At 74.1% G+C, this 13,284-nt stretch carries 13 protein-coding genes and 1 riboswitch; of the genes, 9 read left to right on the forward strand and 4 right to left on the reverse strand.

Features of this window, described 5'->3' with window-relative positions:
* Window positions 1-34 precede the first annotated feature (34 nt).
* The 4 genes from HA073_RS14940 (at window position 35) to fabF (ending at window position 3,698) form a co-directional block, all read left to right on the forward strand.
* Window positions 35-1,201, forward strand: coding sequence for an acyltransferase domain-containing protein (locus HA073_RS14940; RefSeq protein ID WP_064448231.1), 1,167 nt, complete (start codon window positions 35-37; stop codon window positions 1,199-1,201).
* Entirely contained in the window at window positions 1,202-2,146 is a 945-nt protein-coding gene (locus HA073_RS14945) for a beta-ketoacyl-ACP synthase III (protein WP_043329189.1), read from the forward strand. It abuts the gene before it with no gap.
* 83 nt (window positions 2,147-2,229) lie between these two features.
* Window positions 2,230-2,469 (forward strand): acyl carrier protein, encoded by a 240-nt coding sequence (locus HA073_RS14950; protein WP_007072348.1) that lies wholly within the window; start codon window positions 2,230-2,232, stop codon window positions 2,467-2,469.
* Between the two features lie 2 nt (window positions 2,470-2,471).
* Window positions 2,472-3,698 carry a beta-ketoacyl-ACP synthase II gene (gene fabF, locus HA073_RS14955; protein WP_030503633.1) on the forward strand — a complete coding sequence of 409 codons (1,227 nt, stop codon included), beginning with the start codon at window positions 2,472-2,474 and terminating at the stop codon, window positions 3,696-3,698.
* 89 nt (window positions 3,699-3,787) lie between these two features.
* Here the strand turns inward: fabF and HA073_RS14960 are convergent, their stop codons facing one another.
* From HA073_RS14960 to HA073_RS14970, 3 genes are read right to left on the reverse strand one after another with little or no spacing between them, the layout of a single operon-like run.
* A complete protein-coding gene (locus tag HA073_RS14960) occupies window positions 3,788-4,006 on the reverse strand; it encodes a hypothetical protein (RefSeq protein WP_069088914.1) in 219 nt (72 codons plus the stop codon).
* Window positions 4,007-4,063: 57 nt separating this feature from the next.
* Complete coding sequence (locus tag HA073_RS14965) at window positions 4,064-5,788, reverse strand: glycoside hydrolase family 3 protein (protein ID WP_043329186.1); 1,725 nt, start codon at window positions 5,786-5,788, stop codon at window positions 4,064-4,066.
* 33 nt (window positions 5,789-5,821) lie between these two features.
* Window positions 5,822-6,313, reverse strand: a complete 492-nt coding sequence (locus HA073_RS14970; protein ID WP_013287841.1) for a DUF3145 domain-containing protein — start codon at window positions 6,311-6,313, stop codon at window positions 5,822-5,824.
* Window positions 6,314-6,644: 331 nt separating this feature from the next.
* Between HA073_RS14970 and HA073_RS14975 the strand changes: the two genes are divergently transcribed.
* The 5 genes from HA073_RS14975 to HA073_RS14995 all read left to right on the forward strand — a co-directional run bounded on the left by HA073_RS14975 (window position 6,645) and on the right by HA073_RS14995 (window position 12,730).
* Entirely contained in the window at window positions 6,645-6,974 is a 330-nt protein-coding gene (locus HA073_RS14975) for a hypothetical protein (protein ID WP_043329183.1), read from the forward strand.
* A 243-nt stretch (window positions 6,975-7,217) separates the two neighbouring features.
* Window positions 7,218-8,123, forward strand: a complete 906-nt coding sequence (locus tag HA073_RS14980) for an alpha/beta fold hydrolase (protein WP_113972618.1) — start codon at window positions 7,218-7,220, stop codon at window positions 8,121-8,123.
* Between the two features lie 124 nt (window positions 8,124-8,247).
* Window positions 8,248-10,407 (forward strand): AAA family ATPase, encoded by a 2,160-nt coding sequence (locus HA073_RS14985; protein WP_166456680.1) that lies wholly within the window; start codon window positions 8,248-8,250, stop codon window positions 10,405-10,407.
* Between the two features lie 52 nt (window positions 10,408-10,459).
* The gene (locus HA073_RS14990) at window positions 10,460-11,374 is read left to right on the forward strand and encodes a cation diffusion facilitator family transporter (protein ID WP_043329179.1); all 915 of its coding nucleotides are present in this window, start codon (window positions 10,460-10,462) and stop codon (window positions 11,372-11,374) included.
* Window positions 11,375-11,517: 143 nt separating this feature from the next.
* A riboswitch (cyclic di-AMP (ydaO/yuaA leader) is annotated at window positions 11,518-11,649 on the forward strand.
* A 4-nt stretch (window positions 11,650-11,653) separates the two neighbouring features.
* Complete coding sequence (locus HA073_RS14995) at window positions 11,654-12,730, forward strand: hypothetical protein (RefSeq protein ID WP_166456681.1); 1,077 nt, start codon at window positions 11,654-11,656, stop codon at window positions 12,728-12,730.
* On the opposite strand, the gene HA073_RS15000 is transcribed toward HA073_RS14995, so the two are convergent.
* A complete protein-coding gene (locus HA073_RS15000) occupies window positions 12,727-13,263 on the reverse strand; it encodes an SRPBCC family protein (RefSeq protein ID WP_231915621.1) in 537 nt (178 codons plus the stop codon). The genes HA073_RS14995 and HA073_RS15000 overlap by 4 nt on opposite strands.
* Window positions 13,264-13,284 lie beyond the last annotated feature (21 nt).

Consider the following 13,284-nt stretch of genomic DNA (forward strand, 5'->3'; position numbering starts at 1 on the left):
GCGCGACCCGCGAGTATCCGTCAGAGTCGTACACGTGCTCGCCGTACTCTCTCCGGGACAGGGTTCGCAGAAGCCCGGCTTCCTCGCTCCGTGGCTCGACCTCGACGGTGTCGAGGCGCGCCTGCGCTGGTGGTCGGCCCTGGCCGGGGTGGACCTGATCCATTTGGGCACCCGGGCGGACGCGGACGAGATCAAGGACACCGCCCGTACCCAGCCGCTGCTGGTCGCCGCCGCGCTGCTCGCCGCCGAGCACCTGCCGATGCACGACGTCGCGCTGGTCGCCGGGCACAGCGTGGGTGAGCTGGGCGCCGCCGCCCTGGCCGGGGTACTGCCGGCCGAGGCCGCCGTGACGCTCGCCGGCGTACGCGGACACGAGATGGCCGCGGCCTGCGCGCTGGAACCGACCGGGATGGCCGCGGTGCTCGGCGGTGACCCGGACGAGGTGCTCGCCGCGCTCCAGTCCCACGGGCTGCACCCGGCCAACCGCAACGGCGCCGGTCAGATCGTGGCCGCCGGTGCGATCGACGGGCTGGACAAGCTCGCCGCCGAACCGCCGGCCCGCACCCGGATCATCCGGCTCCAGGTGGCCGGCGCGTTCCACACGCCGTACATGGCGCCGGCCGAGGCCGCGCTGGCCGCCGTCGCCGCCGGTGTCACCGCCTCCGCCCCGGCCCGGATCCTGCTGTCCAACCTCGACGGCGCGCCGGTCGGGCACGGCCCGGAGACGCTGCAGCGGCTGGTCCGGCAGGTCACCGCCCCGGTCCGCTGGGACCTGTGCATGCGTACGCTGGCCGACCTCGGGGTCACCGGCGTGATCGAGCTGCCGCCCGCCGGCACCCTCGCCGGACTGGTCAAGCGGGAACTCAAGGGCGAGGGCGCGCCCGAGATCGTCACCCTGAACACCCCCGCCGACCTGCCCGCCGCGCGGCGGCTGGTCGCCCGGCACGCCGGTCCCGCCCGCCCGTACGCGCCGTGGTTCCGGATGGTCGTCTCCCCCGCCGCCGGCCGCCTCGCCCGGGCGGCCGAGGCGACGGTGGGCGCCGAGGTACGCGCCGGCCAGGTCCTCGGCCACGTCACCGGAGCGCAGGGGCCGGTCGAGGTGACCGCACACGACAACGGGCTGCTCACCGAGTGGCTCGCGCACCACGACGACCCGGTCGCCCCGGGCCAGCCCCTCGTCCGCATCGGAGGAACGCACTAAATGGCCGGCAGCCGGATCGTCGCGATGGGGCACTACCAGCCCTCCCGCGTCGTCACGAACGACGAGATCGCGCAGATGGTGGACACCAGCGACGAATGGATCCGGGACCGGGTCGGCATCGCCACCCGGCGGATCGCGGGCGACGAGACGGTCGCCGACATGGCCACCGCCGCCGCCGGCAAGGCGCTCGCCAACTCCGGCCTCACCGCCGCCGACATCGACATGGTCGTGGTGGCCACCTGCTCGTCGGTGGACCGCAGTCCCAACGTGGCCTGCCGGGTCGCGGCGAAGCTCGGCGTCACCGCGCCCGCCGCGTACGACCTCAACACCGCCTGCTCCGGCTTCGCGTACGGGCTGGGCACCGTGGACCACGCGATCCGGGCCGGCGCGGCGCGCAACGCGATCGTCGTCGGCGCCGAGAAGCTCTCCGACTTCACCGACTGGACCGACCGCTCGACCTGCATCATCTTCGCCGACGGCGCCGGGGCGGCCGTGGTGACCGCGACCGCCGACGACGAGCCGGCCGGGATCGGGCCGGTGGTCTGGGGCTCCGCGCCGGAGAAGAGCGACGCGGTACGCATCGAGGGCTGGCAGCCGTACATCGCGCAGGAGGGGCAGTCGGTGTTCCGCTGGGCCACCACCGCGCTGGCCCCGCTCGCGCTGCAGGCCTGCGAGCGGGCCGGGGTGGCCCCGTCGGAGCTGGCCGCGTTCGTGCCGCACCAGGCCAACGGCCGGATCATCGACGGCATCGCGAAGCGGCTGAACATTCCGGACGCGATCATCGCCAAGGACATCGTCGAGTCCGGCAACACGTCGGCGGCGAGCATCCCGCTGGCCCTGTCGAAGCTGGTCGAGCGGCGCGAGGTGCCCTCGGGCGCCCCGGTCCTGCTGTTCGGCTTCGGCGGCGGCCTGACCTACGCCGGTCAGGTCGTGCGCTGCCCCTGAGACCCCCTCGGGCGCGAACGCGCCGAGGCGCGTGACCGGCGACGCCGGTCACCGGTAACCCCCGATGAGAGGAACCAACCGCAATGACCCGTGACGAGATCACCGCCGGCCTCGCCGAGATCCTCGAAGAGGTTGCCGGGGTGAACCCGGACGACGTGGCCGAGGGGAAGTCCTTCACCGACGACCTCGACGTCGACTCGCTCTCCATGGTGGAGGTCGTGGTGGCGGCCGAGGAGAAGTTCGGCGTCAAGATCCCGGACAACGAGGTGCAGAACCTCAAGACGGTCGGTGACGCGGTCAGCTACATCGAGGCGCAGTCCTGATCATGAGTCGTCCCGACGTCGTCGTCACCGGGCTCGGCGCGACGACCCCGCTCGGCGGGGACGTCGCGTCGACCTGGGACGCCATGCTCGCCGGCCGCTCCGGGGTGAGTGCGCTCACCCAGGAGTGGGCGGCGGACCTGCCCGTCCGGATCGCCGCCCAGCTGGCGGTGGACCCGTCCGAGGTGCTGGACCGGGTGAAGCTGCGCCGGCTGGACCGCTCGGAGGCCATCGCCATCATCGCCGCCCGGCAGGCGTGGGCCGACGCCGGGCTGGCCGAGGCCGGGCCGGACCCGGAGCGCCTGGCGGTCAGCGTCGGCTCGGGCATCGGCGGCGCCACCACCCTGCTCGCCCAGGACGACATCCTGGAGAAGTCGGGCCCGCGGCGGGTCTCCCCGCACACCATCCCGATGCTGATGCCGAACGGTCCGGCCGCCTGGGTCGGGCTGGAGCTGGGCGCCAAGGCCGGCGTGCACACCGTGGCCAGCGCCTGCGCGACCGGCGCGGAGGCGATCGCGCTGGGTCTGGACATCATCCGCGCCGGCCGGGCCGACGTGGTGGTGGCCGGCGGCACCGAGGCGGTCATCCACCCGCTGCCGATCGCCGGCTTCAGCTCGATGCGGGCCATGTCGACCCGCAACGACGAGCCGGAGCGGGCCTCCCGGCCGTGGGACTCCGGTCGCGACGGCTTCGTCCTCGGTGAGGGCGCGGGCGTGGTGATCCTGGAGCGCGCCGACCACGCCGCCGCCCGGGGCGCCCGGGTGTACGCGCGCCTGGCCGGCGCGGGGATCACCTCGGACGCGTACGACATCGTGCAGCCGCACGCCGAGGGCGAGGGCGCGATCCGGGCCATCGCCCGGGCGGTCGCCGACGCGGACGTGGCCCGTACCGACATCGTGCACGTCAACGCACACGCCACCTCGACCCCGGTCGGGGACATGCTGGAGATCGGCGCGCTGCGCCAGGCGGTCGGCGACCACCCGGTGCTCACCGCCACCAAGTCGATGACCGGGCACCTGCTCGGCGCGGCCGGCGCGCTGGAGTCGATCGCCACCATCCTGGCCATCCGGGACGGCGTGATCCCGCCGACGATCAACCTGGACGACCCGGACGAGGGCCTCACCCTGGACGTCGCCGCGCACAAGGCGCGGCACATGGAGATCCCGGCGGCGCTGAACAACGCGTTCGGCTTCGGCGGACACAACGTGGCGCTGGTCTTCACCCGCCCCTGACGTAAGGAAGGGCCCCTTCTTAACAGCCGACTGTTAAGAAGGGGCCCTTCCTCTACCGCAGGCGTTAAGAAGGGGCCCTTCCTTACACCTCAGCGGTTGCGGGGGTGTAGGCGGGCGGTGCGCTCGTTGCCCCGCCGGTAGTTGCCGGTCCACCGGGCCATGGCCAGCTGCGGATCGTCGTCGACCTCGGCCAGGAACTGCGCCGCCCGGCCGCCGCGAAGCGTGCTCGCGACCCGGCCGTGATGCGTGATCACCACCGTGCCGTCGGCGCGCTGGACGTACCGGAATCCCTGTGCTGCCTCTCCCATGGCGCCACCCTGCCAGCCGGCCGCCCCGGGCCGCACCCGAGTTACCGGCGGCGGCGGTCAGGTGCGGCAGGTGGTGGCGGGCAGGCCGGAAACCGGCACCGGGGAGCGGCCGCCCGGGCGGGCCTTGCCGGCGAGCACCGCGGCGAGGCCGTTCATCGAGGCCCGGGTGGACGAGTAGGTCGCCATCAGCGTCGGGGACTTCGCCCCGGACAGCACGTACGGCGTGTCCATCGCCACCGTCACGGCGGCGTCGGCGCGCAGGTCCTTCGCGCCGTCGCCGTACCCGACCAGGTGCACCACCGTGCCGCCGGAGGGCACCACCTTGACGCCGGCCGCGGTGAGCGCCTCGGTCAGCAGCTTGCGGGTGCGCTCCCGGCCACCGGAGGAGGTCACGCTGACCGGTCCGGTCACCGCGCCGCCGCACTTGCCGCGCAGCACCGTCACCGCGGCGGTGGCGAGGTCGTCGGCGGCCTTGCGGTGTGCCGCGCCGTCGAGCGTGGACAGCGCTGGCGTGTCCCGCCCGGCCAGCCGGAACTTCATGGTGAGCACCCGGGTGACCGCCTCGACCAGGCGGGCGCGGGGCAGCGAGCCGTCCTTGAGCGCGGCGCGCAGCCCGTCGTACGCCTGGGTGACGTTCGGCGTCATCAGGATGAGGTCGTTGCCGGCGTTGAGCGCGCGCACGGCCGCCTCACCGGGTGACCACTTCTTGGCCGGGGCCATGTTCATCCCGTCGGTGATCACCACGCCCTGGAAGCCGAGCTGGCCGCGCAGCACGTCGGTGAGCAGCTTGCGGGAGAACGTGGCGGGGGTGCCCGGGTCGACCGCCTTGACGTCCAGGTGGGCCGACATCACCGCCATGGCCCCGGCGCCGATCCCGGCCCGGAACGGCGGGAACGCGATCCGGTCCAGGTCGGCGCGGGACTGCTTGATCACGGGCAGCTCGGTGTGCGAGTCCTCGGCGCTCAGGCCGTGCCCGGGGAAGTGCTTGACCGCCGCGCCGACGCCCTCGGCCTGCAGGCCGCGTACCGCGCCGGCCACCTGGGGGGACGCGGTCGCCGGGTCCGCGCCGAAGGACCGGGAGCCGATCACCGTGCTGCGGGTGACGAGCACGTCGGCGACCGGGGCGAAGTCGAGGTTGATGCCCATCGCGGCCAGCTCGGCCCCGGCGGCCCGCCAGGCGGCCTCGGTCAGCGCCGGGTTCCCGGCGGCGCCGGCCGCGAGCGGGCTGGGCAGCAGCGTCACGCCGTCGGTGATCCGGGTGACCACGCCGTACTCCTGGTCGGTGCCGATCAGGAACGGCGCGGCGCCGGCGGGCAGCTTGCCGGCGGCGGCGCGCAGCCCGTCGGTGAGCGCCCGGACCTGCTTCGGGTTGTCGACGTTCGTGGTGGCCTGGTTGCCGGAGGTGGGGTCGTCGGCGCTGAAGCCGACCAGGATGACGCCGCCGAGCCGGTACTTCGCCACCATCTCGGCGGGGGTGTCGACGCCGGCCAGCGCGCGGTTGCCGGCCGCCGAGCCGGCCGAGACCTCGGTGGCCGAGCTGCCGTAGGCGTACGGCATCAGCACCTGCCCGACCAGGTCCTCGTCGCTCAGCGTGCCGACCAGCGCGGCGGCGCGGGCGGCCGGGTCAGCGGCCGGCGACTCGCTCGGCGCGGGCGCGGCCGACGACGGCGCCGGACTCGTCGGGGTGGGACGGGGCCGGTCCGGCCCGTCCGAGCACCCGGAGACGAGAAGCGCGGTCAGTGCGGCGAGCGCGACGGCGGAGCGCCGCGGGGAAATCGACACGCGGCCCACCGTATCGGGGCAACTCGGCCGCCGTCACCCGACCCGGGTGAGCAGCGTCACCGGGGCGCCGTCGCCGGCGTAACGGTAGGGCTCCAGTTCGGCGTCCCAGGCGGTGCCCAGCGCCTTGTCCAGCGCGTGGGCGAGCGCCTCCGGGCTGCGCGCGGCGGCCATCAGGCTGCGCAGCCGGTCCTCGCCGAGCTGGATGTCACCGGCCGCGCCGACGGCGGCCCGGAACAGGCCCCGGCCCGGTACGTACATGAAACGCTCGCCGTCGACGCCGGGACTGGGTTCCTCGGTGACCTCGAAACGGATCATGGGCCACTGCCGGAGGGCAGCGGCCAGCTCCGCGCCGGTCCCCGGGCTGCCGGTCCAGCCGCACTCGGCGCGACGAGCGCCCGGATCGGCGGGCTGCGCCGTCCAGTGCAGGTTGACCGGCGCGGCGAGGACGCGCGCGATCGCCCACTCGACGTGCGAGCACACGGCGAGCGGGGTCGAGTGGACGTATACGACGCCACGCGTTGGCACGGTGACCTCCCGGTGAGCCGAGGTGCGTCTTCCCCTACGACCTCGTCCTACCGAGTGGTACCTGGACACACATGATGACCCGTGTGACTGGTGGTGCGCCAGCGAATCGGAAAATTCGCCGGTCCCAGCCGGCGGGAAATACCCGGGAGGTGGAGCCGGTTGTGCCCTCTGACGCCGCGACGACCAGCCAGGTGTCGCGGTCGTGTACAGTTCTCTGGGCGGTTCTGTGTGCCGCCGTACATCTTCGCGGGCAGGCGCTCAACCCGGGCGTCACTCGCACAGCCCCCGGACGGCTTTCCGTCCCCACCGTACGTCTGCAAGGAGTACCTCCGTGGCGAGCAACACCTCTAAGACCGCGCGCGCGTCAGTCCGGGCCGGCCAGGCTGGCCAGGGTGGCGCCCTCAGCGTGCTGGGCGAGTTCAAGTACCTGATCCCGCTCAACGGCGGCAAGCACGCCTACGTGCGCAACCTGACCAACGGCAAGACCGCGCACCTGCGCACCGACTCCGAGGCCTTCGTCGAGGAGATCCGGGTGCTGGCCGCCGCCGGCCACGCCGCCAAGATCCGGGCTGAGATCAACGGCCTCGCCGCCGCCCACCCGGACCACGGCTGGGAGGCCACCGAGAAGCGCCTGGTCGAGGCCGGCGTCTTCGAGGGCTGAGCACCCTTCACCCGCACCACCGCGACCGCCCGCCGGGATCACCCGGCGGGCGGTTTCGCGTCTGCTCCTGCGGCAGCAGCGTCACCTCACCGGTGGCGGATCGCCGGCGGATGCGCGTCCGGCTCGTCCATAGGCCGGACGCGAATCTTCTCCCCGCCCCGGTTGCCGTGGTGTCATGACGGGTAACGCCGGTGTCACCGCCGGGACACCCGGTGGACGCAAACCGGGCTCGGGGGTGGCGACATGGAACTGCGGCTTCCGGACGGCGTACGCCTGCACGTGACGGTCACCGGGCCGGTCGACGCCGAGGTCACCGTGGTGATGCTGCACGGCTGGACGCTCGACGGCCGCAGCTGGCACCGTCAGGTCGCCGAGCTGCGGGAACGGTTCGGCGACCGGGTCCGCCTGGTCACCTACGACGCGCGCGGCCACGGCCGGTCGAGCTGCCTGGCGCTGCGCGACGCCACGCTCGCCCAGCTCGGCGACGACCTCGCCACCGTGGTCGACGAGATCGCCCCGTCCGGGCCGATCGTGCTGGTCGGGCACTCGATGGGCGGAATGACGGTGATGGAGTACGCCCACCGCCACGCCGACCGGTTCGCCGCGCGTACCGCCGGGCTGGTCTTCGTCTCGACCACCGCCGAGGGGCACACGCACACCGTCTACGGCCTGTCCCCCCGCATCACGAGGTTGATCCGGCTCGCCGAGACCACCGGCGCCGGGGTGCTGGCCCGGTGCGGCGGCTGGCGGCCACCGCACGCGCTGCTGCGCGCGCTGCGCCCGAGCATCCGCTGGATGCTGTTCGGCGACCGCTGCGACCCGGCGGACATCCGGCTGGTCACCTCGGCGGTGGCCCGGGCCACGCTGCGCTCGATCGGCGGGTTCCGCGCCTCGATCGGGGCGCAGCACCGGCTGGAGACGCTCGCCGCGCTGGGCGGGCTGCCGGCCGCCGCGCTGGTCGGGGACCGGGACCGGCTCACCCCGCCGCCGTGCGCCGAGTCGATCGCGGCGGCGCTGCCCACCACGGAGCTGACCGTCTGCCCGGGCGCCGGTCACATGCTGATGATGGAGCGCCCGGACCAGGTGAACGACGCCGTGGCCGGGGTGCTGGACCGGGTGCTGACCGGCCGTCCGGCGGCCCGCCTCTGAGCGTCTCCCGCTCCGGAACGGCACTGACGTACGCCACGCGGACGGCATGCCCCGGCGCTGCGGTTGCCGGGGGCCCGTACCCTCATTCAGCCCGTCGTGCCGTCCGACCACAGGAGCATCCGCGTTGACCGACCAGACCACGCTGGACCGGGAGATCGCCGCCGAGCAGCGCCACCTCGACCGGGTGTACGCCCGGCTGGCCGAACTGCGCCGGTCGGCGGCCGACGCCGAGCGGGAGGGCTACCGGCTGGCCCGGGTCGGCAACTTCGGCGCGCTGGTCGAGCGGGATGCGATGGTCTTCCACGCCGCCCAGCGCCGGCACGTGCTGGACGCCGAGCACGAGGGGCTGGTGTTCGGGCGGCTGGACCTGCGTACCGGGCAGGTGCTGCACGTCGGCCGCCTCGGCGTGCGGGGCGTGGACGCGGAGACGCTGGTGGTGGACTGGCGGGCGCCCGCCGCCGCCGCGTTCTACCAGGCCACGCCCGCCGAGCCGCGCGGCGTGGTGCGCCGGCGCACGATCCAGTCGGCCTCGGAGAAGGTCACCCGGATCGAGGACGACCTGCTGGACCCGGAGGCCGCGCCGCCGGACATGGCGGTGGTCGGTGACGGGGCGCTGCTGGCCACGTTGTCCCGGGCCACCGGCCGGGGCATGCGCGACATCGTCGCCACCATCCAGCGCGAGCAGGACGAGGCGATCCGCTCCCCCGGCAACGGCGTCACGATCGTCTCCGGCGGCCCGGGGACCGGCAAGACGGCGGTGGCGCTGCACCGGGCCGCGTACCTGCTCTACTCCGACCGGGCCCGGTACGCCGGCGGCGGCATCCTGGTGGTCGGCCCGTCCGGCGTGTTCGTCGAGTACATCGCCTCGGTGCTGCCCTCACTGGGCGAGGAGACCGCCACGCTGCACTCGCTCGGCTCGCTCTTTCCCGGCCTGTCCGCGTCGCGGACCGACCCGCCGGACGTGGCGGCGGTGAAGGGCTCGCTGCGGATGCGCCGGGTGCTGGAACGCGCGGTCCGCGACGCGGTGCCGGACTCCCCCGCCGAGCTGCGCCTGCTGTACCGGGGTGAGCTGCTGCGCCTGGAGCGCCCCGCGCTGGACGCGATCCGGGACCGGACGCTGGCCCGGGGCGCGCGCCGCAACGAGGTACGCCGGGCGGCGTTCGACGCGGTGCTCGCCGCGCTCTACGCGCAGGCCCGCACGCTGCGGGTGGGACGGCTGCCGGAGCAGCCCGCGTTCGAGGACGAGATCATCGAGCGGCCGGAGTTCCGCGAGTTCCTCAAGGCGTGGTGGCCCCGGCTGCACCCCCGGCACGTGCTGGACTGGCTGGCCCGCCCGGACCGGCTGCGCCGCTACGCCGGGGGGATCCTCTCCTCGGCCGAGATCCGGTTGCTCGGGCAGGCGTACCGCACGCTCGCGACCGACGGGCTGACGGTGGCGGACATCGCGCTGCTGGACGAGCTGGACGCGCTGCTGGGCAAGCCGGTGCAGCGGGCCCGGCCCAAGCGCGACCCGTACCAGCTCGCCGGTGGCGTGCGCGAGCTGAGCACGTACGCCGATCGGCAGCGCGCCGCCCGCGCGGCGGCGCGGGAGCGTCCGGCCGACTACCGCGACTACGCGCACGTGGTGGTGGACGAGTCGCAGGACGTCTCGCCGATGCAGTGGCGGATGATCGGCCGGCGCGGGCGGCTGGCGTCCTGGACCGTTGTCGGTGACCCGGCGCAGACGGCCTGGACCGGCGACCCGCAGGAGCTGGACCGGGCCCGGGACCAGGCGCTGGGCCGGCGCAAGCGGCACCGCTACGAGCTGACCACCAACTACCGCAACTCGGCGGAGATCTTCGCGGTGGCGGCGGCGGAGATCCGCCGGCTCTACCCGGATCTGCCGCTGCCCGACGCGGTCCGGTCCACCGGCGTTCCGCCGGTCGAGCGCACGGTGCCCGCCGCCGAGCTGCCGGCGGCCACCGTCGAGGCGGCCGAGGCGCTGCTCGGCCAGGTGGAGGGCACCGTCGGCGTGATCACGCCGGTGCCGCGCCGGGACGAGGTGGCCGGCTGGCTGGGCGCGCTCGGCGCGGGCCGGCTCCAGGTGGTGACCAGCCTCCAGGCCAAGGGCATGGAGTACGACGGCGTGGTGCTGGTGGCGCCGAGCGAGATCCGGGCCGATCCGGGCTCGGGCGTGCGCACGCTCTACGTGGCGCTGTCCCGGGCGACCCAGCGCCTCACCACGCTCGACCCGGTGGGGTGCGGGGCCACGCCCGCGCCACCCACAGTTCACTTGCATACATAGCGATGTGAGCATACATTGGGCCCGGCCGGTACGCGGCAGGGAGGGTGTTGGCGTGGGCGCAGGTCATGACCACAGCAGCGCGGTGGCCAACGCGGCACACCGCCACGCAGGCCGGCTCTGGGCCGCGTTCGCGCTGCTCGCCGTCCTGATGGTGGTCGAGGCGGTGGCCGCCTTCACCACCGGCTCGCTCGCCCTGCTCTCCGACGCCGGGCACATGTTCACCGACGTGCTCGGCATCGGCATGGCCCTCGCGGCGATCACCGCCACCCGGCGCGCCGGCACCGACCCGCAGCGCACGTTCGGCCTCTACCGGCTGGAGGTGCTCGCCGCCCTCGCCAACGCCGTGCTGCTCGGCGCCGTCGCGGTCTACGTCCTGATCGAGGCGGTACGCCGCTTCGGCGAGCCGCCGGAGGTGCTGGCCGGCCCGATGCTCGTGGTGGCGGTGCTCGGCCTGCTCGCCAACATCGTCGCCTTCGCGCTGCTGCGCGCCGGGGCGAAGGAGAGCATCAACCTGCGCGGCGCGTACCTGGAGGTGCTCGGCGACCTGCTCGGCTCGCTCGGCGTGATCGCCGCGGCGCTGGTCATCGCGGTGACCGACTGGTGGTGGGCGGACCCACTGGTCGCCGTCGGGATCGGCCTGTTCATCCTGCCGCGCACCTGGCGGCTCGGCCGGGCCGCGGTGCGCATCCTGGTGCAGGCGGCGCCGGAGCACCTCCAGGTGACCGCCGTGCACGACCGGCTGGCCGCGGTCCCCGGCGTGGCCGAGGTGCACGACCTGCACGTCTGGACGCTCACCTCGGGCATGGAGGTGGCCTCGGCGCACCTGACCACCGACCCGGGCGTGGACCCGGCCGGGGTGCTGGCCGCCGCGCGGACGGCGCTGCACGAGGACTTCTCCATCGATCACGCCACGTTGCAGGTCGAACCCGGAGCGTCAGCCGGAGTGTGCGGAAAGACCGAGTGGTGATTAGGGCAGACTTAAATCACCGTGACTGCTGTACACTTATGTCGGTTTTGCCCCACCATGCGGCACTGCGCAACGGAGCCACGCCCGGGCCGCGCCGGTAGGCTCGGTCGCGGCCGCAGCCACCGGCGTCACCGGCGCAGGTGGGGTGGCCGTCGCCTAATCGCCCGAAGGGGCGAGCCGGGGAACCACGTACGTGGGGTGCATCCGCGTCAGCGGTAGGGATCTTCCGTCCCGAACCCGTCAGCTAACCCGGTCGGCGGTTGACGGAAGGACATGTGAATGCCCCCAGTGGCACCTGTACGACGGACGGCCGCCCGGTTGGCGGCCCTGCTCGTCGCGACGCTGACTGTCGGCGTCGCGACCGTTCCGGCCTCCCCCGCCTCGGCGGCGCCCCGGACCGGCCTGCTCGCCGCCGCGCCCGGCGACGACGAGGGCGGCACGCCGGAGCTGCGCGCCCAACTCGACGCGGCCAGCAAGGGCTGGCTGGAGGCGAAGGCCGCGCTGAACCGGTCGGTGAACCGCCAGAAGCAGCTCAACGACCAGCTCGCGAAGGTCGGCGCCGAGCTGGCCGTACGTGACGCCAAGGTCGGTGAGATCGCCGGGGTGGCGTACCGCGCCGGGCGGCTCGGCACCGCCGCCGCGCTGCTCGACAGCAGCAGCCCGGCGGGCTTCATGGACCGGGCCGCCACGCTGGAACAGGTCGCCGCGCACGAGGACCGCACGGTGCGCGAGCTGATCACCACCCGGGACGAGGCCACCCGCACCCGGGCCGCGCTCGACACCGAGATCCGCGAGCAGCGCAAGCAGGTCGAGGTGATGGGCAAGCGCAAGGAGCAGGCCGAGCGCGCGCTCGAAGTGGCGAACGAACGTTCCGCCCGCAACAACAGCAGCGGCGGCGGCAGCGTCCAGGGCACCTCAAGCAAGAACGCGAAGCCCGCGCCACGCAACTCGGACGGCTCGTGGCCGTCGGAGTCGTGCAGCGTCATCGACCCGACCCCGGCCAACGGCTGCATCACCCCGCGGACGCTGCACGCGCTGCAGCAGGCCAAGGCGGCCGGTTTCACCAGGTACGTCTCGTGCCACCGGCCCAGCGGCTCGGGCGAGCACCCGAAGGGGCGGGCCTGCGACTTCGCCGCCCAGAAGAACGGCTTCGGCGGCGTGGCCAGCGGCGGTGACCGGACGTACGGCAACAACCTGGCCGCGTACTTCGTGCGCAACGCCGACCCGCTCGCCGTGCTCTACGTGATCTGGTTCAAGCAGATCTGGCTGCCCAGCAGCGGGTGGAAGTCGTACAGCGGCGGCAACGGAGACCCGTCCAGCGACCACACCAACCACGTGCACCTGTCGGTGTACTAGCGCGCTCCCGGGGGGCCGGCCGGATCGGGCCGGCCCTCCAGCGTCGCGCCGAGACGGGCCGCCAGGCTCAGGTGAGCCGCCCGGGCCTGGCGGAACGCGTACCCGAACAGCGGCGCCGGCGCGGTGAGCGTGATCTCCACGTCGATGCGCACGGTGCCGTCGGGCTCGTCGCGCAGCCGGGTGTGGTTGCGCACCGTCGTCGCCGGCTGCTGCCGGGCCACAGTGACCACCTCGTCCTCGCTCGCGACCAGCACGTCCGCCTGGTACGTGACCGGGAAGTGCAGCGGGCCCAGTTGCAGCCGGTCGGTGATCGCGTAGCTGGCCAGCGCGCCCGGCCGGGCCGGCAGCTGCCGGACCCGGACGATCAGCGGATGCAGCTCGCCCTGGCGACTCAGGTCACCCAGCAGTGCCACCGCGTCGGCCCGGCTGCACCGGGCCTGCACGGTGTAGCTGAAGCTGTCGCTGCTCTGCAAGCGGGCCCCCTCGCCGTCGTACGTCGCGACGATCGTCCCGTACCGACGCCGGGCTGGCAACGGGTAGAAGGTCCCCTGGCC

The sequence above is a fragment of the Micromonospora sp. CMU55-4 genome (genome assembly GCF_011602315.1).
Lineage (GTDB): Bacteria > Actinomycetota > Actinomycetes > Mycobacteriales > Micromonosporaceae > Micromonospora > Micromonospora chalcea.